Origin of the sequence: Salinimicrobium maris, from assembly GCF_049680855.1 — a bacterium.
Classification (GTDB): Bacteria; Bacteroidota; Bacteroidia; order Flavobacteriales; family Flavobacteriaceae; genus Salinimicrobium.
In genome coordinates, this window is the sequence record NZ_JBMPGS010000004.1 from 264,038 (window position 1) to 288,939 (window position 24,902).

Annotated in this window: 20 protein-coding genes; 14 read left to right on the top strand and 6 right to left on the bottom strand. The window is 39.4% G+C overall.

What is annotated here, in order from left to right; all coding sequences use genetic code 11:
- Positions 1 to 93 precede the first annotated feature (93 nt).
- Positions 94 to 1,194 (top strand): fatty acid desaturase family protein, encoded by a 1,101-nt coding sequence (locus ACOV1Q_RS13465; protein WP_424494924.1) that lies wholly within the window; start codon positions 94 to 96, stop codon positions 1,192 to 1,194.
- 48 nt (positions 1,195 to 1,242) lie between these two features.
- Entirely contained in the window at positions 1,243 to 2,397 is a 1,155-nt protein-coding gene (locus ACOV1Q_RS13470) for a pyridoxal phosphate-dependent aminotransferase (RefSeq protein WP_424494925.1), read from the top strand.
- A 351-nt stretch (positions 2,398 to 2,748) separates the two neighbouring features.
- Here the strand turns inward: ACOV1Q_RS13470 and ACOV1Q_RS13475 are convergent, their stop codons facing one another.
- Together ACOV1Q_RS13475 and trkA are read right to left on the bottom strand one after the other, a co-directional pair.
- Positions 2,749 to 4,245, bottom strand: a complete 1,497-nt coding sequence (locus ACOV1Q_RS13475) for a TrkH family potassium uptake protein (RefSeq protein ID WP_424494926.1) — start codon at positions 4,243 to 4,245, stop codon at positions 2,749 to 2,751.
- Entirely contained in the window at positions 4,245 to 5,594 is a 1,350-nt protein-coding gene (gene trkA / locus ACOV1Q_RS13480) for a Trk system potassium transporter TrkA (protein ID WP_424494927.1), read from the bottom strand. Before trkA ends, ACOV1Q_RS13475 begins: the two co-directional genes overlap by 1 nt.
- 129 nt (positions 5,595 to 5,723) lie before the next feature.
- On the opposite strand from trkA, the gene ubiE reads away from it, so the two are divergent.
- Together ubiE and porT are read left to right on the top strand one after the other, a co-directional pair.
- Positions 5,724 to 6,452 carry a bifunctional demethylmenaquinone methyltransferase/2-methoxy-6-polyprenyl-1,4-benzoquinol methylase UbiE gene (ubiE, locus tag ACOV1Q_RS13485; protein WP_424494928.1) on the top strand — a complete coding sequence of 243 codons (729 nt, stop codon included), beginning with the start codon at positions 5,724 to 5,726 and terminating at the stop codon, positions 6,450 to 6,452.
- A gap of 4 nt (positions 6,453 to 6,456) precedes the next feature.
- Positions 6,457 to 7,164: a type IX secretion/gliding motility protein PorT/SprT gene (gene porT, locus ACOV1Q_RS13490; protein WP_424494929.1), complete on the top strand. Its 708-nt coding sequence runs from the start codon at positions 6,457 to 6,459 to the stop codon at positions 7,162 to 7,164.
- On the opposite strand, the gene ACOV1Q_RS13495 is transcribed toward porT, so the two are convergent.
- Positions 7,151 to 7,897: a TrmH family RNA methyltransferase gene (locus ACOV1Q_RS13495; RefSeq protein WP_424494930.1), complete on the bottom strand. Its 747-nt coding sequence runs from the start codon at positions 7,895 to 7,897 to the stop codon at positions 7,151 to 7,153. The two genes, porT and ACOV1Q_RS13495, sit on opposite strands and share 14 nt — an antisense overlap.
- 37 nt (positions 7,898 to 7,934) lie before the next feature.
- Between ACOV1Q_RS13495 and tamL the strand changes: the two genes are divergently transcribed.
- From tamL to ACOV1Q_RS13540, 9 genes are all read left to right on the top strand, one after another.
- Positions 7,935 to 10,499 carry a translocation and assembly module lipoprotein TamL gene (gene tamL, locus ACOV1Q_RS13500; protein WP_424494931.1) on the top strand — a complete coding sequence of 855 codons (2,565 nt, stop codon included), beginning with the start codon at positions 7,935 to 7,937 and terminating at the stop codon, positions 10,497 to 10,499.
- 41 nt (positions 10,500 to 10,540) lie between these two features.
- On the top strand, positions 10,541 to 11,608 hold the full coding sequence (gene fbaA / locus ACOV1Q_RS13505; protein WP_424494932.1) for a class II fructose-bisphosphate aldolase: 1,068 nt from the start codon (positions 10,541 to 10,543) through the stop codon (positions 11,606 to 11,608).
- Positions 11,609 to 11,719: 111 nt separating this feature from the next.
- Positions 11,720 to 12,577 carry an acetyl-CoA carboxylase, carboxyltransferase subunit beta gene (gene accD / locus ACOV1Q_RS13510; RefSeq protein ID WP_424494933.1) on the top strand — a complete coding sequence of 286 codons (858 nt, stop codon included), beginning with the start codon at positions 11,720 to 11,722 and terminating at the stop codon, positions 12,575 to 12,577.
- Between the two features lie 124 nt (positions 12,578 to 12,701).
- Positions 12,702 to 12,971: a 30S ribosomal protein S15 gene (gene rpsO, locus ACOV1Q_RS13515; RefSeq protein WP_424494934.1), complete on the top strand. Its 270-nt coding sequence runs from the start codon at positions 12,702 to 12,704 to the stop codon at positions 12,969 to 12,971.
- A gap of 424 nt (positions 12,972 to 13,395) precedes the next feature.
- A complete protein-coding gene (locus ACOV1Q_RS13520; RefSeq protein WP_424494935.1) occupies positions 13,396 to 15,630 on the top strand; it encodes a polyribonucleotide nucleotidyltransferase in 2,235 nt (744 codons plus the stop codon).
- A gap of 221 nt (positions 15,631 to 15,851) precedes the next feature.
- Complete coding sequence (locus ACOV1Q_RS13525) at positions 15,852 to 16,715, top strand: sigma-70 family RNA polymerase sigma factor (RefSeq protein ID WP_011708302.1); 864 nt, start codon at positions 15,852 to 15,854, stop codon at positions 16,713 to 16,715.
- A gap of 212 nt (positions 16,716 to 16,927) precedes the next feature.
- Positions 16,928 to 17,332, top strand: coding sequence for a BLUF domain-containing protein (locus ACOV1Q_RS13530; RefSeq protein ID WP_424494936.1), 405 nt, complete (start codon positions 16,928 to 16,930; stop codon positions 17,330 to 17,332).
- Between the two features lie 392 nt (positions 17,333 to 17,724).
- Positions 17,725 to 18,387, top strand: a complete 663-nt coding sequence (rpe, locus tag ACOV1Q_RS13535) for a ribulose-phosphate 3-epimerase (protein WP_424494937.1) — start codon at positions 17,725 to 17,727, stop codon at positions 18,385 to 18,387.
- The gene (locus tag ACOV1Q_RS13540; RefSeq protein WP_424494938.1) at positions 18,374 to 19,354 is read left to right on the top strand and encodes a YpdA family putative bacillithiol disulfide reductase; all 981 of its coding nucleotides are present in this window, start codon (positions 18,374 to 18,376) and stop codon (positions 19,352 to 19,354) included. The genes rpe and ACOV1Q_RS13540 overlap by 14 nt, the downstream gene beginning before the upstream one ends.
- A gap of 113 nt (positions 19,355 to 19,467) precedes the next feature.
- On the opposite strand, the gene ACOV1Q_RS13545 is transcribed toward ACOV1Q_RS13540, so the two are convergent.
- Positions 19,468 to 21,600 carry a Tex family protein gene (locus tag ACOV1Q_RS13545; protein ID WP_424494939.1) on the bottom strand — a complete coding sequence of 711 codons (2,133 nt, stop codon included), beginning with the start codon at positions 21,598 to 21,600 and terminating at the stop codon, positions 19,468 to 19,470.
- A 143-nt stretch (positions 21,601 to 21,743) separates the two neighbouring features.
- The gene (locus ACOV1Q_RS13550; protein WP_424494940.1) at positions 21,744 to 22,106 is read right to left on the bottom strand and encodes a hypothetical protein; all 363 of its coding nucleotides are present in this window, start codon (positions 22,104 to 22,106) and stop codon (positions 21,744 to 21,746) included.
- A gap of 316 nt (positions 22,107 to 22,422) precedes the next feature.
- On the opposite strand from ACOV1Q_RS13550, the gene ACOV1Q_RS13555 reads away from it, so the two are divergent.
- Positions 22,423 to 23,973: a protein adenylyltransferase SelO gene (locus ACOV1Q_RS13555; protein ID WP_424494941.1), complete on the top strand. Its 1,551-nt coding sequence runs from the start codon at positions 22,423 to 22,425 to the stop codon at positions 23,971 to 23,973.
- A gap of 333 nt (positions 23,974 to 24,306) precedes the next feature.
- Here the strand turns inward: ACOV1Q_RS13555 and ACOV1Q_RS13560 are convergent, their stop codons facing one another.
- Entirely contained in the window at positions 24,307 to 24,822 is a 516-nt protein-coding gene (locus tag ACOV1Q_RS13560; protein ID WP_424494942.1) for a gamma carbonic anhydrase family protein, read from the bottom strand.
- Positions 24,823 to 24,902: the final 80 nt, after the last annotated feature.

The following is a 24,902-nucleotide window of genomic DNA, read 5'->3' on the forward strand; positions in this document are numbered from 1 at the left end:
AAAGTAAAGAAAATCAGCGAAGTTAATTTCAGGCTTTCCTTCCACGAAAGGAATTTTATGTTTTACCTTTGTCTTTTAACTACATACTTATAAATGAATCAAACAAGCATACGTTTTTCCCGAACAGATTCGGCTAAATTCTTTAAAACTTTGAATAAGAGGGTAAACTCCTATTTTAAAGAAAACAATATTTCAAAAACCGGAAACTGGAAACTACACCTTAAAGCGGTGGTTATGTTTTCACTTTTTCTCACTCCATACTTCCTTATTCTAACTCTGGATATTTCCCAGTGGTGGATGCTTTTACTAACCATTGTCATGGGTGTAGGAATGGCTGGCGTAGGCATGAACATCATGCATGACGGCAACCATGGCTCCTACTCTTCCAAAAAATGGGTGAATAAATTTATGGGCGGCACCATCTATGTCCTTGCAGGAAATGTTTACAACTGGCAGGTACAACACAACGTTCTTCACCATACGTACACCAACATTCACGGGCATGATGAAGACCTCGATGCCGGTAGGATCATCAGGTTTTCTAAGCATGCAAAATGGCATAAATTCCATAGGTTTCAGCAGTATTATTCTGTTTTCCTTTATGGATTGTTAACCTTTAACTGGGCCATTACCACTGATTTTAAACAGACAAAAAGATATTTAGCCAAAAAACTTTCCTACGGAAAAATGCCAAATCCTGTGGCACAATGGAGCATAGTAGCTATTACCAAATTGCTTTATATAAGTATCTGGATTGTTATCCCAATGCTTATTCTTTCCATTGCCTGGTGGAAAATCCTGATTGGATTTTTTATTATGCACTATACTGCCGGACTCATCTTAAGCATTGTTTTCCAGTTGGCACACGTAGTAAAGCAAACTGATATGCCTTTACCAGACGATACCGGTTCCATGAAAAATACCTGGGCCATTCACCAGCTATTCACCACTGTGAATTTTTCTACCAATAACCGAATTGTAAACTGGTTTACCGGCGGATTAAACCATCAGGTAGAACATCATATTTTCCCGAACATTAGTCACATTCACTACAATAAAATCTCTGAAATTGTGAAGGAAACAGCAAAAGAATGCCAGTTGCCTTACAACGAATATAAAACTACCCGCGCAGCAATTATAGCTCATTTTAAACATTTGAAAGAAATGGGAGCCAAACCTGCAATTTCAGCTTAACAGAAAAAAACCAACCAACAAATGCATTTATCTGACAGAATTAACAACATGTCCACGTCCCAAACTTTGGCGATGGCAGCAAAGTCTCGCGAGTTACGTGCAGAAGGAAAAGACATCATCGGCCTTAGTTTAGGAGAACCCGACTTTAACACACCCGATTTTATTAAAGAAGCAGCCGTTAAAGCAATTAATGAAAATTATAATTCCTACACTCCTGTAGATGGTTATGTAGAGCTTAAAGACGCGATCATCACCAAATTCAAACGGGATAATAACCTTACGTATGATCGTTCCCAGATCGTAGTTTCAACCGGCGCTAAACAATCTTTAGCCAATATCGCCATGGTGATGCTTAATCCCGGAGACGAGGTGATTCTGCCCTGCCCTTATTGGGTGAGTTATGCCGAAATAGTGAAATTAGCCGAAGGTGTCCCGGTAGAAGTCAGGACCGGGGTTGAAAGTAATTTCAAGATGACACCGCAGCAACTGGAAGAAGCGATCACACCAAAGACAAAAATGTTGTGGTACAGTTCTCCTTCCAATCCCAGCGGGATGGTTTACAGCAAAGAAGAATTGCGAGGCCTGGCAGATGTTTTAGCGAAACATCCTGATATTGTGGTGGTAAGCGATGAGATCTACGAACATATTAACTTCGTGGGAAAACATGCTTCTATGGCACAGTTTGAAGACATGTATGATCGCGTGGTAACAGTCAACGGAGTTTCAAAAGCCTTCGCCATGACCGGCTGGAGGATTGGATACATTGGTGCGCCTGCCGAAATTGCCCGTGCCTGTAATAAAATGCAGGGCCAAATTACCAGCGGCGCCAACTGTATCGCTCAAAGAGCCGTTATAACCGCATTGGAAGCACCAGTATCCAACATTCAATTTATGATCGATAAGTTCAAAGAACGAAGAAAGCTTATCATTGATCTCATGACAGAGATTGAGGGATTTGTAATTACAGAACCCGAAGGTGCTTTTTACGTGTTCCCAGATATCTCTCATTTCTTCGGAAAAACGATCAAAGGGCACAAAATAAACGACGCTACAGATTTTTCCATGTTCCTTTTGGAAGAAGCTTTAGTTGCGACCGTAACAGGAGATGCCTTTGGAAGTCCGAATTGTATTCGGTTTTCTTATGCAGCCAGCGAAGCTCAAATAAAAGAAGCTATGCAGCGCATCAAAAATGCCCTTTCTTAAGCAAATTAATTTTGTCGAATATTAGGATTCAAAAAATCCCCTTTCCTGAAAGTGAGGGGATTTTTTTTGCATCAAAAAGCCGATTCTTCAGAAGAAAAAGTGCCAAAAATTACACTTCAGAAGTTACAATATCTTCAGAAAATATTCTGAATAGAAAAAAGATATAAAAAGCACCTTTCCGAAGCTGTTTATCTACATAATCTTGTATAAAAACACCATTTTTGAATGGGCAGGAACAAGTATTCTTAAAAAAGTGCTATTCATTAAAGATAACTGGCAGTCAATTAGCTTTAGAAGAAGAATTTGCAGAAAGTCCGCTTAAAATACCATTTTTGAATATGTTTTTTATCATTATCTGTTTCTCCAGAAGAATGGGGTAAGCAGGATAAGCACAGTAAATAATTCAAGCCTCCCGATAAGCATTAGAAAAGCACACCACCATTTTCCCGCGGCGGGAAGTACATCAAAGTTATTTACAGGACCCAGGCTTCCAAAGGCTGGACCAATATTTCCCAGGGAAGAAGCTGCGCCGCCTATGGCAGTTTCCAGGTCTAGCCCTAGAGCAGCCAGCACGACAGCTCCAATAATAAAGGAAAGCATATATAGGATGAAAAACCCAAGGACATTAAAAACAATTTCATTCCCGATGGCTTTTCCATTGAATCTTACCGGTAAAATAGCGCTGGGATGAAGGGTTCTTTTAAATTCTGCGAGTCCGTTTTTGATCATGATCACGTGCCGCATCACCTTTACACCACCCGCAGTGGAACCGGCGGAACCTCCTAGAAAAAATAATCCGAAGAAAAGAACGGTCAAAAATGTGGTCCACAAGGTATAATCTGCAGTAACAAATCCTGTAGTGGTAACGATTGCCAGCACCTGGAACAGGGAGTGACGAAAGCCACTTTCTGCCCTACCAAGCACCATAGGATGATCAATGGAAGATAATCCCAAATCTGCACTAAAATAGATTACCACAGAGGAAATAATAGTGAATGTAGCAATAAAAATACCGTACCACTTAAATTCTTCATCATGCAAAACTCGCTGCACTTTTCCCTTGAAGGCGAAATAGTTGATCACGAAATTTGTTCCGGCTATGAACATAAAAAAAATGATGATGTACTGTATCATCGGGTTATCATTCCAATAAGCAACGCTTGCATTTTTGGTTGAAAATCCGCCGGTAGATAAGGTACTCAGCGCATGATTTACGGCATCAAACATGTTCATTCCTGCTACCTTAAGCAAAATAGCTTCGGCCACCGTGAGTCCCACGTAAATGAACCACAATCTTTTTGCGGTATCAGTAATCCTGGGCTTTAATTTATCTGCACTGGGGCCGGGAGCTTCAGCACTAAAAAGCTGCATTCCACCTATTCCCAGCAATGGCAAAATAGCAATGGCCAGTACGATGATTCCCATACCGCCTATCCAGTGGGTTAAACTCCTCCAGAACAAAACGCCTTCAGGAATTGATTCAATATCATTTAAAATTGAAGCACCTGTGGTCGTATAACCACTCATGGTCTCAAAAAAGGCATTTGTGAAGGAAGGAATACTTTCAGAAATAACATAAGGAAGTGTTCCGCTTAAGGCCATAAAGATCCATCCGAAGGAAACTACAATGTAACCTTCGCGCTTCTTAATTTCCTTACGGTGCCCGCGAGTATTGTACATCAAGAACATGCCGGAAAGCAGTGTGATCAAGGATGCTGCAGAAATTTGCATGGTAACCCCGTCTTCATAATACCAGCTTACAAGTGCGGCTGTTAACATGAATCCGCCGTTGCACAGCAACAGCAGCCCCATGATATGAAAAATTATCTGGTAGTTAAGACGTGGCATTAAAGAAACATTTTTTCCACTTTACTAATAGAGCGTGGTAATGAACAAACAACCACCCGATCCCCGGGCTGAATACGAAAATCTCCCAGAGCAATTTGCCCTTCTCCTTCTCTTATCACGCCTCCAATAATTGCAGAGCGCGGAAAGTCAAGATCCTTAATCTTTTTGTCGCTGGCTTTGGAAGTAGGTTTAACAATGAATTCGAGTAGTTCTGCATTCATGTTGTTCAGCTTTGTCATCGCCACAACCTCTCCCTTTCTTATATATCTAAAAATATTATTTGCCGCCAGTAATTTTTTATTAATAAGAGTATCGATCCCTATAGAATGGCTTAACTGAAAGTAATCCATATTCTCTACCAACGCGATCGTTCTTTTAACGCTTTTGGATTTTGCGACAAGGCAGGTCATAATGTTTGTTTCAGAATTTCCTGTTACCGCGATAAAGGCATCCATATCCTGAATATTCTCTTCATCTAAAAGCTCCACATTCCTTCCGTCACCATGAATTACAAGTGCCTTCGGAAGTTCATCTGCCAGGTCAAAGGCTTTATTTTTATTATTTTCAATAAGTTTCACCCTGAAATTGTTCTGGCAAAGATCTCTAGTCGTTTTCTTCCCGATTTTACTACCTCCCAGGATCATAACATTTTTGATATCCTGTTTTACTTTTCCCGTAAGCTTGTATAGCTCATCCACACCACCTCTGGTGGTCACAAAATAAACCTGGTCTCCTTCCTTAAATTGTGTATCTCCTCTAGGGATCAATGTGTACTGCGTTCCAAAACGCTGGATCGCGATAGGCATGAAATGCAGTCCCGGAAAGATTTTCGCTGCTTCCTTCACTGTTTTTCCAACAAAAGCTGCAGTCCTGGATAAATTCAATCCCACCATGGTAAGGGCGCCATCTTCAAACTCATAGCTATCATTAAAGGCAGACTGGTTAAGCAAAAGTTCGATCTCCCGAGCGGCAAGCGCTTCAGGGGAAATTAGCTCATCAATTCCGAACCTTACGAAACCTATTTCCTCTTTATTTTCAAGAAATTCGGTATTAGCAATCCTTGCAATAGTACGTTTGGCTCCAAGTTGTTTCGCCAGGACACAGGTGGTAATATTAGTTGTTTCGCTAGAAGTAACTGCTATCAAAAGATCTACGTTCTTTACGTGTGCATCTTTCAATACATTAATTGACGTTGCATCTCCCTTTATTGTCCTAATATCCAAATGGGTATCAGCATACATCAGGTGATCTTTACTGTTGTCGATCAAGGTTATATCCTGGGATTCATAAGAGAGCAATTTTGCTAAATGAAACCCAACCTCACCGGCACCGGCAATTATTATCTTCATAGGAATTATAAATCAAGAATAACAAAGGTATGATATTTCATTGAACCAAAACAAACTACCATTTTATAAAAAGGAATTCAAAAGAAGGCTATTAGATGATAACTTGTATCTTTGGGCAAAAATTTGCAAATGAGCAAAAAGATAAAGCCTTATAAAGAATCTCATCTTAACAAGAAGCAGCAGGTAGAGAAAATGTTTGACACCATTTCTACCAATTATGATGGTTTAAACCGCGTAATCTCTTTTGGAATTGATGTGAAATGGAGAAAGAAAGTAGTTGCCATTGTAAAAGCTTCTAATCCCCGACAAGTGCTGGACATTGCGACAGGTACAGGAGACCTTGCAATAAATCTGGTGAAAACCGGAGCTTCAGAAGTTGTAGGATTAGATCTTTCTGAAGGCATGCTTGCTGTTGGAAGAAAGAAAATTGCCGAAAAGAACTTATCGGCAAAAATTCAAATGGTTCAGGGGGATTCTGAGGACTTACCTTTTGAAGATAATTCCTTTGACGCAATTACTGTTGCCTTTGGCGTTCGGAATTTTGAAGATTTAGAAAAAGGGCTGCAAGAAATCCTCAGAGTCTTGAAACCTGGCGGTGTTTTTGTCATTTTAGAGACATCTGTCCCCACAAAATTTCCTTACAAACAGGGATATAATTTCTACACCAAAAACCTTCTTCCACTTATAGGCAAACTCTTTTCAAAAGACAAGGATGCTTATTCATACCTTAGTGAAAGTGCAGCCGCATTTCCACACGGAGAAAAACTGAACAATATTTTGCGCAAAATTGGGTTTACTAATGTAGAAAACAAACCCCAGACAATGGGAGTTGCTACAATCTATACGGCTTCAAAATAGAATTATGAAGAAATTTTTTTTGATTGCACTGCTTTTAGTCTGCGTGCAACCTTTAAGAGCGCAATTATTTACCGGTGAGAATGTTCTAAATAATGAGAATATTGACCTGCAGCGCTGGTCCTGGGGATATTTCTTGGGGTTTAACACCTATGATTTGAACTTTGATTATAAAGAAATTCCTGGCAACAAGTTTCTTCGGAAGGATTTTGTGGTTGATCGAACAATAGGCTTTAATGTTGGCCTGGTAGGTAACCTGAGACTTACAAATCATTTAGACTTGCGGCTGGAACCTGGAGTTGCTTTTAACCGCATAAATTTCCAGGTGACCAAAGCAGATCCCGATACCTTTCGGGAAATCAATTCCACCTATGTGCATATTCCTCTTTTACTGAAGTTTTCTGCACAGCGTCTCAACAATTTCAAGCCCTTTGTGGTTGGCGGGCTATCTACTTCCCTAAATCTCTCCAGTAACGAAAATAACCCGGAAGACAACAGGGACGGACAGTTCCGAATGACTACAAATTCCTATTACTATGAACTTGGTTTTGGGATAGACTTTTATCTCTACTATTTCAAATTCACCCCGTCCATAAGAGGCGTTTTTGCCATTAATGATGAATTGATTAGAGATGAAAACCCAAACAGTATCTACACTGGTAATGTGGCAAAAATGTCATCTCGGGCTGTATTTATAAACTTTACCTTTCAGTAAAAACACTTCTTCGGAATTCACTTAACAACACAGCTGTTGCAGTGGCTACATTAAGGCTTTCAGTCTCTTTTGAATTACCAAACTGCGGGATACTTAATTTTCTCTTTATGTGTGCTTCAGTTTGAGGTCGAATGCCGTTTGCCTCATTTCCCAGAACCAGAATCCCTTCCGAAGGAATTTTTTGCTCATAAACATTAGCTCCTTCCATAGAAGCACCATAAATTGGGAAATTTAATGCATTTCCCGCTTCCAGGAATTCATTTATATCTATATAAATAACATTTACTCTTGCGATAGAACCCATGGTAGCCTGTACAACCTTGGGATTATAGCAATCTACCGTATCATTTGAACAGATCAATTGCTCGATCCCAAACCAATCACATAACCTGATAATTGTTCCCAAATTACCGGGATCACGAATACCGTCAAGTGCCAAAATCAATCCCGAATATGCCATTTTTGAAACCTCTGGATATCGAAAAACTGCCAAAGCTGTTTGTGCAGTAGAAAGCTGGCTGATTTTTTTTAATTCCGCGTGATTTATAAGAAATGTTTTCTCATTGTCTGCCTCAAAAATGTTTTCGGTTGTATAAAGAGAATGCAAAGAAAGCGAGGAATTTAGCAACTCCTGAATGGTCTTTTTTCCTTCGGCTAAAAACAGCCCGTGTTTCTCTCGATACTTTTTTTGAACTAGACTATTTATAAATTTAATTTGGCTTTTACTAAACATTCCAAAATCGTATTTTTGAACACTTTAAATCACTTATTTGAAAAGCATTTCGGCAAAAATATCATTAATTCTTTTAATCCTTATTCTATTTTCCTCCTGTAATGCAGTTAAAAGAGTTGGCAGTGATGAATATTTACTTACTGATAACACTATTTTTGTAGATGGCGAAAAGACTTCAGAAGCAAGATTATACAATCAATTATATCAGGCTCCCAATCAATCTTTTTTAGGTATCCCACTGCAGCTCTACACCTATAACCTGGCAGATCTAAATCCCGATTCCACTTTCCAGAACTGGCTTCAAAAGAAACCAGGACGTGAAGAACGGCTTTCGCGCCTTCTGTCTGAAAAACAGGTAAAACGCCTTGGCATTTCCTATGTCAACTTCAATCAATGGCTTCAGGAAGTGGGGGAAGCACCTGCACTTGTAAAGGAGAGCAGAACTGAAAGGTCTGCTGAAAGACTCAGGACCTGGTATTGGAATCAAGGCTGGTTTGATGCCGAAACCTCCTATGAAATTATTCCGGGGAAGAAAAAGAAAGCCGAAGTAGCATATTATGTAAATCCAAAACAACCGTATTTTATAGATTCTGTCACTACAAGAATACTATCTCCAGTTGCAGATTCTATTTACAGCGTTTATAAGGAAAATTCTCTGATTATTCCCGGGACGCGCTACAAAACATCAGACTTTAGTGCGGAGAGAGATCGGCTCACCACACTTTTTAGGAACAATGGCCTTTTTCATTTTGAACAGGAATATATTGCTTTTGAAGCAGATACCATCAATACACAGAAAAAGGTAAACTCCAGTGTTCTCATTCAGAATCGCGAAACAACTATAGACGGCGCGAGCACACGCATCCCGTTCAAAGTCCATAAAGTTAGTGAAGTCAACGTTTTCCCAGATTATAATTTCGACAAAAGAAATGAACCAGTAACCGACACTGCATCTTATGAAGGTTACCACATTTATAGCTTTGATAAACTGGATTATCGTCCGCAGGCGTTAACCGATGCTATCTTTATAAATCCCGGAAGCACCTATGCCGATAATGACCGCAGCCTAACCTACAACCGTATCAATCAATTGGGTATTTTTAGATATCCAAATATACAATACATGCCCGACCCTGCAGATACTACGGGAACCAACCTTATTGCCAATATTTTTCTCACCCCTCGTGCCAAGTACTCTTTGGGATTTGAATTTGATCTTTCACAAAGCAATATTCAAAAATTCGGGATTGGATTTGGGGGCTCATTGCTGATCCGGAATATCTTTAAACGCGCCGAAATCCTGGAGATTTCAGGACGCGGAAGCATAGGATCTTCTAAAGACATCTCCTCAACAAACGACAGGTTCTTTGACATCACCGAAGTAGGAACGGATATAAAACTTACGCTTCCCCGAATATTTTTCCCGGTGTCTACAGAGAAGTTCATTCCCAAATACATGTACCCTTTTACCTCCTTTAGCCTTGGAGCAAATACGCAACACAATATTGGCCTGGACAAACAAAGTTTAACGGCTATTATGAGCTATCGCTGGTCTCCCTCAGACATTCTCTCCCACCAGTTAGATCTACTTAACATTCAATATGTTCGCAATCTCAATACCGCAAATTACTTCAATATCTATCGCAATTCTTATGAGGAATTAAACAATATAGCGACTGCGGAAAATGTCATTATTTATGACGATTATTTTACAGAATATAATGATCCCGCTAATCGTCGGCTAATTATTCCTGAAGGCGCCAATCAGTTTCTCAATGACACCCGCCAGGGCGGCTTTAATCTCACCAATTTGCAGGAAGAGAACTTAAGCGATCTAAGAGAACGAAAAAATCGTCTTACAGAAGACAATCTTATCTATTCGACCAATTTTTCGTACATCCTGAATAAAAAAGAAGATATATATGACGAAGATTTTTCAAGATTGCGCGTAAAACTGGAAAGTGCAGGAAATTTACTTTCCGGTTTAGCAAAACTCACAAATCTCGAACAGTCGGAAGATGGTCGCTACAGCCTGTTTGGTGTACGATTTTCCCAATACATTAAGACTGAAATTGATTACATCAAGCACTGGGATCTGGGTAGTGAAAATGTCTTTGCTATACGCTCTTTTGGAGGAATCGCAATTCCGTATGGAAATTCTAACAGCATACCTTTTATAAGAAGTTTTTTTGCCGGCGGACCAAACGACAACCGGGCATGGCAGCCTTACGACCTGGGGCCGGGCAGCAGCGGCGGTCGAAACGAATTTAATGAAGCTAATTTCAAATTAGCCTTTAATGCGGAGTATCGCTACCAATTAATAGGAGATTTAAAAAGTGCAGTATTTATTGATGTGGGTAACATTTGGAATGTGCTGGATGTGGTGGAAGAAGAAGCCTCAACGTTTACTTCACTTTCAAATTTAGAGGATATTGCAGTAGGATCGGGTGTTGGTTTGCGATACGATTTTGATTTTTTTGTACTGCGATTTGACGTTGGATTCAAGACGTACAATCCGGCCAGGGAAATGGGAAACCGATGGTTCAAAGACTGGAACCTTTCGAAAGCTGTATTTAATGTAGGAATCAATTATCCTTTTTAAGCCAACTTATTTTCTTATTTTTGTTAATCTAAATCTTAGTTATGACTCACAACATCAAACCCGGTGTAGCCACTGGAAAAGAAGTACAGGAAATTTTCAAATATGCCAAGAGCAAGAACTTCGCTCTTCCGGCGGTAAACGTTATAGGAAGCAGCAGCATTAATGCTGTTCTGGAAACTGCGGCCGAGCTTAATTCTCCTGTTATTATACAATTTTCAAACGGAGGTGCGCATTTTAATGCAGGAAAAGGTCTTTCTAACGAGAACCAAAGAGCTGCTATTGCAGGAGCCGTTGCAGGTGCAAAACATGTTCATGCCTTAGCTGAAGCATATGGAGTAAGTGTGATTTTACATACAGATCATGCCGCTAAAAAATTACTTCCGTGGATAGACGGTATGCTGGATGCCGGTGAAGCGTATTTCAAAGAAACAGGAAAACCTCTTTACAGTTCTCACATGATCGATCTTTCAGAAGAAAGCCTGGAAGAAAATATAGAGATCTGCAAGAAATACCTTGAGCGCATGAGCAAGATGGGGATGACTTTAGAAATTGAACTTGGTGTTACAGGAGGTGAAGAAGATGGCGTAGACAACACAGATATAGATTCTTCAAAATTATATACGCAGCCAGAGGAAGTAGCTTATGCTTATGAGGAGCTAAGCAAAGTAAGCGATCAATTCACCATTGCAGCTGCTTTTGGTAATGTTCACGGGGTATACAAGCCAGGGAATGTGAAATTGACTCCAAAGATCCTTAAAAATTCACAGGATTATGTATCCAAAAAGTATGGTTTGGGAGAGAATTCTATAGATTTCGTTTTCCACGGAGGAAGCGGTTCTACTGTTGAAGAAATTCGTGAAGCTATAGGATATGGAGCTATCAAAATGAATATCGACACAGATCTTCAGTACGCTTACCTTGAAGGAATTCGTGATTATATGGCTGAAAAAACCGATTATCTTGCAGCCCAAATTGGTAATCCTGAAGGAGAAGAAGTTCCTAACAAAAAACATTACGATCCAAGAAAATGGCTTAGAGAAGGGGAACTCACTTTTAAAGCAAGACTTAAAAAGGCTTTTGAAGACCTTAATAACGTAAATACTTTATAATATAAATAGTAAATCAGGCTGAAGCTAAAGCTTTAGTCTGATTTTTTTCAGAAGAAGGTCTGGAAATTTCATTTTAAAATGTCCCGATCTTAAATAGAAAATATTAGAAACATGGCCTGGTTTAGAAGAACACAAAAAGGTATACAAACTGCAACTGAAGACAAAAAAGATGTCCCTAAAGGTTTGTGGTATAAATCTCCTACGGGGAAGATTGTTGATGCAGATCAATTGGAGAAGAATTTTTATGTGAGTCCCGAAGATGGCTACCACGTGAGAATTGGAAGTAATGAGTATTTCAAGATCCTGTTTGACAACAATGAATTTACAGAACTTGACAAAAATCTTACCTCCAAAGATCCTTTGAATTTTGAAGACACGAAAAAATATACCGACCGGCTGGAAGCTGCACAATCTCAAACAGGATTAAAAGATGCAGTTCGCACAGCAGTTGGAAAATCTAAGGGCAGGGAACTTGTGATCGCCTGTATGGACTTTAAATTTATTGGAGGTTCCATGGGATCTGTCGTAGGTGAAAAAATTTCACGCGCGGCAGATTATGCTTTGGAGCACAAACTTCCACTAATGGTTATTTCAAAGTCTGGAGGAGCCAGAATGATGGAAGCAGCATTGTCTTTAATGCAGCTCGCCAAAACATCAGCAAAACTAGCACAACTGGCAGATGCAAAAATTCCTTACATTTCCCTTTGTACAGATCCAACAACCGGTGGAACTACAGCATCTTTCGCGATGCTTGGTGATATTAATATTGCAGAACCCGGTGCACTTATAGGCTTCGCCGGTCCACGAGTAGTTAAAGATACAACCGGAAAAGATCTACCGGAGGATTTCCAAACTTCAGAATTTTTAAAAGAACATGGTTTTCTTGATTTTATCACCAAAAGATCTGAACTAAAAAATAAGGTAAATCTTTACATTGATCTTATTCAAAATCAACCGGTAAGAGCCTAACATATTTTATTCCGGTTTTTAAAATAAAAAACGCTTCAGGAAGAAATATATTCAGGAAAGTATTATATTTGCCGCTTGGCAGAAAAGCTGCCAATACATAAAAATCATTAAAATTAATATTGGAATGTATTTAACTAAAGAAGCAAAAGAAGAACTTTTTGCAAAACACGGTAAAGATAAGAACGATACAGGATCTGCAGAAGGACAAATCGCTTTGTTCACTCACAGGATCGAGCACCTTACACAACACCTTAAGAACAATCGCCAGGATTTCAATACTGAGCGTTCGCTAGTAAAACTAGTAGGTAAAAGAAGAAGCCTTCTTGACTATTTAATGAAGAAAGATATCTTAAGGTATCGTGCCATCGTTAAAGAATTAGGATTAAGAAAATAATATTGAGGGGCTTTGCGCCCCTTTTTTTTTACTCTTTTTTTAGAAAATTCTCTCTTTTGAAAAATTTATTGGTTTTTGCTTTTACCTGAAGAAATCTGTGTAAATTCCTATCCTGTTATTTTTCAAAAGCTTTTAAAAATAAATGTCTCCCCAAAGCCAGTAATTTACGATTAGAGGCTGAAAAAGGCGGNTATTGGTTTTTGCTTTTACCTGAAGAAATCTGTGTAAATTCCTATCCTGTTATTTTTCAAAAGCTTTTAAAAATAAATGTCTCCCCAAAGCCAGTAATTTACGATTAGAGGCTGAAAAAGGCGGTTTTTCATTGGTCTTACAACAACACACAACACAACAACCAGTCCCATCCTGTATGATGGGAGACCATTGTTTAACAAACCTGCCCAGAGCAGGTAAGATTTAAAAATTTATGATTCCAAAAACATTTAAAGAGGTTATCGAGCTAGGAGATGGCAGAACCATTTCCCTTGAAACCGGAAAATTGGCAAAACAGGCACATGGATCTGTAGAGCTAAGAATGGGCGATGCAGTAATGCTTTGTACCGTTGTCTCTTCCCACACACCAACTACAATGGATTTCTTTCCGTTGACCTTGGATTACCGTGAAAAATTTGCGGCTGCAGGTCGTTACCCGGGCGGATTCTTCAAAAGAGAAGCAAGACCAAGTACCGAAGAAATTCTTGTAATGAGATTGGTGGACAGGGTGTTAAGACCTTTATTCCCTTCAGATTACAAATTTGAAACGCAGGTAATGATCCAGTTGATGTCTCATGACGAAGAAGTCATGCCAGATGCATTGGCCGGTCTTGCCGCCTCTGCTGCGATCCAGCTTTCTGACATTCCTTTCGAGACTCCAATTTCTGAAGCGCGTGTCGCTCGTATCAACGGAGAGTTTGTGATCAATCCAAGCCGTTCTCAACTGGCAGAATCTGATATTGATATGATCATTGGTGCTTCTGCCGACTCTGTGATGATGGTAGAAGGTGAAATGATGGAATGCAGCGAAGAAGAAATGGCCGAGGCTATTAAATTCGCTCATGAAGCCATCAAAATTCAAATTGATGCGCAGGTTCGTCTTGCAGAAGCTTTCGGAAAGAAAGAACCTCGTGAGTATGAAACTGCAAAAGATGATGACAGCATCAGGCAAAAAATTCGTGAAGCTGCATATCAAAAAATCTATGATACCGCTAAAGCTGCTAAAGCAAAGCATGATAGAAGCGCAGCTTTTTCTGAAATAAAAGAGGAAGTAAAAAGCCTATTTTCTGAAGAAGAACTGGAAGAGAATGGCGCAATGATCTCTAGGTATTTCAAGGAAACACAAAAAGCAGCAATTAGAGACCTTACCTTAAAAGAAGGTGTACGTCTTGATGGTAGAAAAACGAATGAAATTCGCCCAATTTGGTCCGAAGTAGCTTACTTACCAGCAACGCATGGTTCGGCACTTTTTACAAGAGGTGAAACTCAAGCATTGGCAACCGTGACTTTGGGGACTTCAAGAGAAGCTAACCAGGTAGACCTGCCAACTTACCAGGGAGAAGAAACTTTCTATCTTCATTATAACTTCCCTCCTTTCTCAACCGGAGAAGCTTATCCATTAAGAGGAACTTCAAGACGTGAGATTGGACATGGAAACCTGGCACAACGTGCTTTAAAAAATATGATTCCTGCAGATTGTCCTTATACGGTACGTGTAGTTTCTGAAGTACTTGAATCTAATGGATCTTCCTCTATGGCAACTGTATGTGCGGGTACCATGGCATTAATGGATGCAGGGATTCAATTAAAGAAACCTGTTTCAGGAATCGCAATGGGATTAATTTCTCAAGGTGAAGATTTCGCTGTTCTTTCAGATATCCTGGGAGATGAAGATGCTTTGGGTGATATGGACTTTAAAGTTACCGGAACGGCAGATGGTATAACCGCTTGTCAGATGGACATCAAAGTGAAAGGGCTTTCTTACGAGATCCTCGTAAAGGCATTAAAACAGGCCAGAGAAGGAAGGTTGCATATTCTTGATAAAATTGCAGAAACTATTTCTGAACCTAGTGAAAATGTAAAAGCACACGCTCCAAAGATCATCACCAGAACAATTCCTGGAGAATTCATTGGCGCACTTATTGGCCCTGGTGGAAAAGTAATTCAGGAATTACAGAAAACTACAGGAACCGAAATCGTGATCAATGAGGTTGACGAACAAGGGGTGGTAGAAATCCTTGGTACAAACCAGGAAGGAATTGATAAAGTTCTTGCTAAGATAGATTCTCTCCTTTTCAAACCTGAAAAAGGAAGTGTTTACGAAGTAAAAGTGATCAAGGTTCTTGACTTTGGCGCAGTAGTAGAATACGTTGATGCCCCTGGAAATGAAGTACTACTTCACATTTCTGAACTAGCCTGGGAACGTACAGATAATGTTACCGATGTTGTAAATGTTGGAGATATTATTGACGTGAAATATTTTGGAGTAGATCCAAAAACCAGAAAGGAAAAAGTATCTCGAAAAGCACTTTTAGAAAAACCTGAGGGATACCAGGCAAGGCCACCACGGGATAACAACCGTGATGGTGGAGGTCGTGATAATCGTGGAGGTTCAAGAGACAACCGCAGTCGCGACAATAGAGGTTCCAGAGACAATAGAAAGGATTAATTATCTTCTTTCTTCTTTAATACAAGAGCCCCGATTTATTCGGGGCTTTTTTTTCATAAATTACATATAAATACGTTTCCCTTTGAGGTAAATAGCACTCTTGGCAATTGCCGTTTTTAAAACGGATTTATTTTTCTGTTATTTTTGTAACATTTTTCCGACTCTGCACGTATAACTTATTACAAGAGTCATTCACAATTAAAAATCCAAGGAGACGATAGATGAGACAACTTAAAATTACGAAGCAGGTAACAAATCGTGAAACTGCTTCGCTGGATAAGTATTTGCAAGAAATTGGTAAAGTTGATTTAATTACCGCTGATGAAGAGGTAGAATTAGCACAAAGAATTAAGGCGGGTGATGACCGTGCTTTAGAGAAACTCACTAAAGCAAATTTACGTTTTGTGGTATCTGTAGCGAAACAATATCAAAACCAGGGATTAACTCTTCCCGATCTTATTAACGAAGGAAATTTAGGATTAATTAAAGCTGCGAAGCGTTTTGACGAAACCCGTGGATTTAAATTTATATCTTATGCGGTATGGTGGATTCGCCAGTCAATCCTACAGGCACTGGCAGAACAATCCCGTATTGTACGTTTGCCGTTGAACAAAATTGGTTCTATTAACAAGATCAATAAAACTTTTGCTTTTCTTGAGCAGTCACATGAGCGTCCACCAAGTGCCGAAGAGATCGCAAAAGAATTGGATATGACCATTAACGACGTAAAGGAATCCATGAAGAATTCCGGGCGCCACGTATCTATGGATGCGCCTTTGGTTGAAGGGGAAGATTCCAACCTTTACGATGTTTTGAGGTCTGGAGAATCACCGAACCCAGATAAAGAATTACTTCACGAATCTTTGCGAACAGAAATTGAAAGAGCTTTAGAAACTCTTACGCCACGTGAGGCCGATGTAATTCGTTTATATTTTGGTTTGGGAGATCAACACCCAATGACGTTAGAAGAAATTGGCGAGACTTTTGATCTTACCAGAGAACGCGTACGCCAAATTAAAGAAAAAGCAATTAGAAGATTAAAGCATACCTCCAGAAGTAAGATTCTTAAAACTTACCTGGGATAAAGATGACAACAGTTTTAGCCGCGGAGTGATGACCGGGGTGTACATAACTGTTCGTTTTTTGATTGATGAAAGAACCCCGGAGTGATTCCCGGGGTTTTTTTTCCGAAAATGCCATTTCCTCTACCTTTTTTATCCGAGAGACATTTTTAGATCATAATATTGTGAAACTAGGAAGAACTAACTATATTTCATAAAATTACAATTCCTACTTCATGCGCCACGCGATTTGCTATGTAAGCACAGCAGTACCAGGTTTAGACATAAATCAAATCCAGGAGATCCTGGATGTGAGTGAAAGGAATAATAACCTGAAAAATATTACGGGAATTTTACTCTTTTCAGAAGGGAATTTTTTTCAGGTTTTGGAAGGAGATAAGGAGGTTTTGGATCAGCTTTATGAGGTAATACGCCAGGACAAGCGACATCATTCTCTCCTGAAAATTCTCCAAAAAGAAGTAGAGGAGCCACAATTTGAATCTTACATCTGCAGTTTCTCGGCTGCAAATGCTACCAATAAATCTACAGAAGTGAAATCTTATCTTGCCGAGGTTGATAATTTAAATCCGTCAGTACGTAATTCCGTAAAATACATACTGCAAACATTTATAGGGAAATAATAGTAAAACAGTAAACATTTTGGATATTAAGCTTCTATCTAAAACAAGTTCCCGTTTTCTTAAGTTATATTCGGGAAGTTAATCAAGCCCGTAGCAATTAGTATCACTACAATCACAAAAATAAGGACTGCTATAAAGCAACCTGCCTTACCATAATTTGTTTCTTTTTTAGGTTCTCTTTCTGCCTCCATTTTTTAGATTCTACTGGTTAATTTAGAGTTTTTAATTCTCAATTTTGAATGCATTGCATTAAATATAGCATTTTCAACAAGCTAAATCAACCGGTTTTACACAAACTTATGATTTGAGAATACTTACAAAGTCTGTCTTTCTAAGCATAAGGTTTCCATTAATTCTTGTTATTTTTGGGAAACTTTCACGACACAATTTTTATGACGACTAAACTTATAGCCCCTTCGATACTGGCCGCAGACTTCGGAAATCTTCAACGCGACGTAGAAATGATCAACCACAGTGAAGCCGACTGGTTTCATATTGACATTATGGACGGCGTTTTTGTTCCCAACATTTCCTACGGAATGCCGGTTTTACAAGCCATTTCTAAACACGCTAAGAAAACAATAGATGTTCACTTAATGATCGTGGACCCGGATAGGTATATTAAAGAATTCGCTGCATTGGGCGCAACTAATCTTACCGTTCATTACGAAGCCTGCACACATCTCCACAGGACGCTGCAGGCCATTAAAGCAGCCGGTATGAAATCCGGTGTTGCCTTGAACCCTCACACTTCTGTGAACCTGCTTGAAGATGTAATTGATGACATTGATCTCGTATGTATGATGAGTGTGAACCCTGGCTTTGGCGGTCAAAGTTTCATTCAAAATACTTATAAAAAGGTGAAACAGCTAAAGGAAATGATTGAGAGAAACAATGCTAAAACTTTGATTGAAGTTGATGGCGGTGTGACTTCAGAAAATGCAAAAAAACTTATTGATGCCGGGGCCGACGTGCTGGTCGCAGGAAGTTTTGTCTTTAAAGCTGAAAACCCAACAGAAACCATTAAAAACCTAAGATCCATTGCAAATTCCTAAGACTGAAGAAATATACGATGTTGTAATAATAGGCGGCGGTCCCATTGGCATTGCTTCCGGACTGGAAGCCTCAAAAAAGGGACTTTCTTATGTGATTCTGGAAAAAGGTTGTCTTGTAAATTCCTTGTACAACTATCCGGTGAATATGACCTTTTTTTCTACTTCAGAAAAACTGGAACTGGATAATATTCCCTTCATTAGCAATAATCCGAAGCCGCGAAAAGCAGAAGCATTGGAGTATTATCGCAGGATTACGACCTCAAACCATCTTAATATCAGGTTATTTGAAAAAGTCGAAAAAGTTAGTCCTTCCAAAGAAGATCTTCACGAGGTTAAGACGACCAAGGGCCGCTACACCTCCAATAATGTGGTTATAGCCACTGGTTTTTACGATATTCCGAATTATTTGAATATTCCAGGGGAAAATCTTCCTAAGGTTTCTCATTATTATGGAGATCCTCATTTTTATGCCACACAAAAGACGGTTGTGGTAGGCGCAAGTAATTCCGCGGTAGATGCAGCGCTTGAGATTTACCGTAAAGGGGGGGACGTGACAATGATCGTTCGGAAACCTGCAATTGGGGAAAGAGTAAAATATTGGGTAAAACCAGATATTGATAACCGTATTGACGAAGGCAGCATAAAGGCGGTTTTTAATGCTCGTCTTAAGGAAATAAGGGAAGATGAAATTATTATTACTTCCGAAGAAGGAGAACAGGTTTTAGAAAATGATTTTGTATTACTTCTAACAGGCTACCGTCCTAATTTTGAATTCCTTAAAAATATAGGCATCAAATTATCTGAAGACGGCAGAAAAATTCCAGAGTACGATCCTGAAACTATGGAGACCAATGTGAAGGGAATATATCTTGCCGGGGTAATTTGCGGCGGCACAGAAACACATAAATGGTTCATCGAGAATTCCCGTGTGCACGCTGGTATGATCATGAAAGATATTACATCATAAAAAATCAGAAGCACGAAGTAAAAAGTGCTTCTGGTTTATGTCTTTTTCCTGTTTCTTATTCAGGTTTTGAAATTCGCCCTGGAATTACCCTTAAAGCAAAATTCTCTTCTTTTTTAATCTATCATAGAAAGCTGGATCCTTTTCCTTTCTTCATCTATCTCCAAGACCTTGACCTGTACATGTTGATGCAGTTTTACAACGCTGTTCACATCACTCACAAATTCGCTTGCCAGCTTAGATATATGAACTAGTCCGCTTTCTTTGATTCCAACATCTACAAAACACCCAAAGTTCGTAATATTGTTAACAATTCCCGGAAGGTTCATTCCGGTTTTAAGGTCTTTAATGCTACGCACATTTGGATCAAATTCAAAAACTTTAGCAGCCTTACGAGGATCAACACCTGGCTTTTCAAGTTCAGATAAAATATCTTCAATGGTAGACAAACCTGCTTTCTCATTGACATAATCCTGAGGTTTTATTCTTTGAAGTAATTCTTTATTTCCGATTAACTGCTTCAAACTCACATTGAGATCTGAAGCCATTTTTTCTACGATCTTATAACTTTCAGGATGGACAGAGGAGTTATCTAAAGGATGCTCAGGATCGCTTATTCTAAGAAAAGCAGCAGCTTGTTCAAAAGCTTTTTCACCCAGTCTTGGAACTTTCAATAACTCCTTTCTGGAATGAAGCTTTCCGGTCTTGCTTCTATAGGTAACAATATTGTCTGCCAGGGAAGGTCCAATCCCTGAAACATAGGACAAAAGTGGCGCGCTGGCGGTATTTACATTGACGCCAATGCCATTTACACAACTCTCCACTACCCTATCGAGTTCATTTTTAAGTTTCGTTTCATCAACGTCGTGTTGGTATTGTCCCACTCCAATCGCCTTAGGATCAATTTTCACCAGTTCTGCCAGGGGATCTGCAAGGCGACGACCTATGGAAACAGCACCACGCACCGTCACATCATACTCAGGAAACTCACTACGCGCAATCTTTGATGCCGAGTAAACGGAAGCGCCTGCTTCATTTACCACAAAGACCTGCACATTACGATCAAACTGTATCTTTTTGACAAAGAATTCTGTTTCACGCGAAGCTGTTCCGTTACCTATTGAAATTGCTTCAATCTGGTAGGCATTAACCAGGGATTTCACCTTTTTCATCGCCATGGTCGTCTCCTTCTGTGGTGCATGCGGATAAATGTTCTCATTGTGCAGCAAATCACCTTTTTCGTCCAGGCATACTAATTTGCAGCCCGACCTGAAACCAGGATCAATCGCCAGGATTCGCTTTCCACCCAACGGCGGCGCCAGCAAAAGCTGCTTTAAATTATCTGCAAAAACATTGATCGCGGCGTCATCTGCTCTTTCTTTGGCCAGGGAAAGCGCTTCATTTGAGAGTGCCGGTTCAAGCAGGCGCTTGTAAGAATCTTGTAAAGCAGCATCGATATATGGTGTACAGGAATTTTCAGCCTTTTTGAGTACCACATCTCTTACAGCCTCTAGCGCCTCCTCCTCGTCTACTCCTACTTTTACTCTAATAAATTTTTCATTTTCTGCCCTTAAGATGGCCAACAGCCGGTGAGAAGGAATACTCTTTAGAGGTTCTGACCATTCAAAATATTGTTTAAACTTCTGAGCAGCCTGTTCCTCTTCGGGCTTCTTCTTCCGGATTTTCTTTGTGAAAATTTCTGCGGAATGCCGAAATATATTCCGAAGTTTTTTTCTTATAAATTCATTTTCATTGATCCATTCGGCCACGATATCTTTTGCTCCTGCCAGCGCTTCAGAAACAGAAGGCACCTCTTTTCCTTTGAAACGCACTGCCGCAGCTTCTATATTATTCGAATTTTGTGCCATAAGCATCTTTGCAAGTGGCTCCAAACCTAATTCCCGCGCAACATCTGCCTTCGTTTTTCGCTTTTTCTTAAACGGAAGGTAAAGATCTTCAAGCCGGGCCATTTCATAAGTGGATTTTATTTTCTGCTCAAGTTCAGGGTTTAACTGTTCCTGGGCCGAAATGGCTTTGAGAATTGCCTCTTTTCGCTTTTCAAGTTCTTCAAAAGCTGTTTTAAACTTCAAAATATTAGCGATTTCCACCTCATCCAGATTACCCGTAACTTCTTTACGATATCTCGAAATAAAGGGAATGGTCGCATCTTCTTCCAAGAGTGTCAACGTACTGGCAATATTCTTTTTACTTAAGCCTGTTTCCCTTACTATATATTCAACTTTATCCAATTTAGCTAAGTTTTCTATTTTAAAACCCAAAGATAAAACTTCTGGTACGCTGTATCCTTTCTCCTTTAGGTTATAAAAGAAAAACCTTCTGAAAATGACATTTTCAGAAGGTTTTTTTATAAAAAGCCTGAAGTTTATAAGTCTTACACCAGCACTACCTCATCTACGTGATTTACGTGACCATGGGCAGCAATCATTCTTCCATAAAATTTTAGATCCTGCTCGTCAGATTTAAAGGTTTTAGTGATCCAGGAAACCGTTTCCTCTAATGGAAAAGTACGGGTTTTAATTCTCGGATAGCTTGTAGGCGATTCGTTTTCTTCTATTCCTACCTCAACGGCATTCTTTTCTTTATTGTAGCAAACGAATTTTGCCTGAAAATTGTGAAGAATTAATTCTTCGAGTTGCGGGGGCAGTTCATCGCATTGCTTACATTCCGCCACCTGGTCTGGCACCATTTCCGCTAGTTTTGTCTGGATTTGATTTCGGCTTTGATATGAAGTCATAACAGTTTTGTTTTTTGTTTGGAATAAAATTAGTGTTCTTCTACAAAGGGAGAAACAATTTAATTCAGCTTTAACTATAAAAGTCTCAATCATTTAAACCGAAGTTAAAAAACCTAAAAATTTCCTCTTTTTTAGTTCCTATACCATTCAATCTCTTCCATTTATAGTGTAAAATACTAATTATAAACACCTTAAATTCATTCTTTTTAAAAATGTGCTAAAAGAAATTTGCCAATAAGCACATGCATATGAAAATTGGAATAAAAATTTCTTCCCCAAAAACTAATTGGTATATTATTCTTTAAAATGGAAAAAGATGCAAAACCTGGTTCATAAAGATTTTCGAAATAGCTTTGTCAACAATTTTAAAGGTGATGAAAGCGGTGATCTTTCGCCCAGACAAACTCCCGGCGTTTTATACAGCAAAGCAATTCCCACGCCAGTCAAGCAGCCAAAACTGCTGGCCTGGTCACAGGATCTTGCAGCCCAATTAAAAATAGCTATGCCTACAAAAGAAGACATTGAAGTACTCTCGGGAAACAAGATCACCGCATCAATGTATCCCTATGCAGCACGTTATGCCGGACATCAATTTGGAAACTGGGCAGGACAACTTGGTGACGGCCGTGCAATTACTTTAGGAGAATGGGAAAGTGAAAAGCAGAAATGGGAATTACAATTAAAGGGAGCAGGTCCTACAGCCTATTCCCGTCGTGCCGATGGGCGTGCGGTTTTACGATCTTCAGTGCGGGAATATCTTATGAGCGAAGCAATGCATCACCTGGGAATTCCTACAACACGTGCACTAAGTCTTGTTTCAACCGGAGAGGATATTTTGCGTGACATGTTCTATGATGGAAATGCAGCTTTTGAACCTGGCGCCATCGTTCTAAGGACCGCCCCCAGTTTTTTGAGATTCGGCAGTTTTGAAATTCTTGCTGCAGGTAAAGAAATTGATAATCTGGAGAAACTGGTTCACTGGACTATCGACAACTATTATCCACATATTTCGGGAGAAAATAAAGTTCTGGAGTGGTTTAAGGAAGTGGTGGAAAAAACAGCTTTTCTTATGACCGAATGGCAGCGTGTAGGATTCGTTCACGGAGTAATGAATACCGATAACATGTCTATCCTTGGCCTAACGATTGATTACGGGCCATTTTCTTTCCTGGATGACTACGATCCAAATTTCACTCCAAACACTACAGATCTCCCCGGAAGGCGCTACGCATTTGGTAACCAACCGTCCATAGGTTACTGGAACCTGGGAAGACTCGCCAGTGCACTATTACACTTCTTTGACGAAACAGACGAGTTGGAAGAAGCACTTAGCAGTTATGAAAACATTTTTTGGCAACACTACTATGCAATGATGGGCCGTAAACTTGGGCTGGATAAAGTGACGGAAACCGATAAAAAAATGATTGGTCGCTTTGAAGAAGTGCTGGGTACTGTCAAGCCAGATATGACCATTTTTTATCGCCTACTTATAAAGGTAACTCCGGAAATGCAGAAAGAGGAAATACTGAATCTCTTTGCACCTTCCTTTTATACAAAGCCTGAAGGCAATTCAAAAATGGCATTTTTGGACCTTATTCAGGAATATGCGGAAAGAATAAGGAGCAATCAAATTTCACAAGCTGAAAGAAAGGAATTAATGGAAAAAGCAAACCCAAAGTTCATTATAAGGAATTATATGCTCCACCAGGCCATTGAAGAACTTGAAAAAGGAGATAATCAATTATTCGAAAAGTTGCAGGCAGCAATGAAAAATCCTTATGCAGATGCGCATCAGGAATTCTTCAAAAAGAGGCCAGACTGGGCGACCCAAAAAGCAGGCTGCTCTATGCTATCCTGCAGTTCTTAGAAATGCCATATTCAGTCAATAAAAAAACCGTCCTCCTACTCTTACTACTTTTCACCCCTACAATAAAAAGTAGAATTTTCGGTCGGGACGGTTTAGGAAAATATATATCGGATTTGCCGATCTTTTTAAACAGAAACAACTTTAGGAACTCCTCTTATAAACCCTTAATCTTTCGAAGAATTGATAAAAATCTATTTAAGTAATTTCCTCCTGCATAAGTAGACGAATAATTCAAAATGTTACAGGATTTCGTCTCATTTTTAATTTTTTAATAAAACCCAGAATAAAATCTCTGCTGAAAAGCTCTTTTTCGATCCTGGATTTCTAAAACTTTCATTCCTGCGTAAACCAACCGCTGTACATAATGTAATTGGCTGCAGTCTTTTTAAGGTTTTTAATTTGTTCTTCACTTAACTTTTTCACTTTCCTGGCAGGTACGCCTGCATAAATACAACCCGCTTCACAAACTGTATTTTCAAGCACCACCGCTCCTGCAGCTATAATACAATTTTCTTCAACTACGGCATGGTCCATAATAATTGCACCCATTCCAATAAGAGCATTATTCTTCACTGTACATCCGTGAACAATGGCTCGATGCCCTATAGAAACTTCATCACCCAGGGTTGTTGCCGCTTTTTCGTAAGTACAATGAATAACTGCACCATCCTGGATATTCGTTTGGTTTCCAATTTTGATGGAATTCACATCCCCCCGAATAACAGCAGTAAACCACACAGAGCATTCTCTTCCAATTTTTACATCGCCAACAATAGTAGCATTTTCGGCAATAAAAGCACTTGAATGAATTTCCGGAAATTTATCTTCTACAGGTAAAATAAGAGGCATAAGATTAAAGTTTTTGAAGAACCATAAAGGTACATTTTTCGGCTTTAAGAAAGTCAACGCTTCGAAAGTTCAAACTTCTT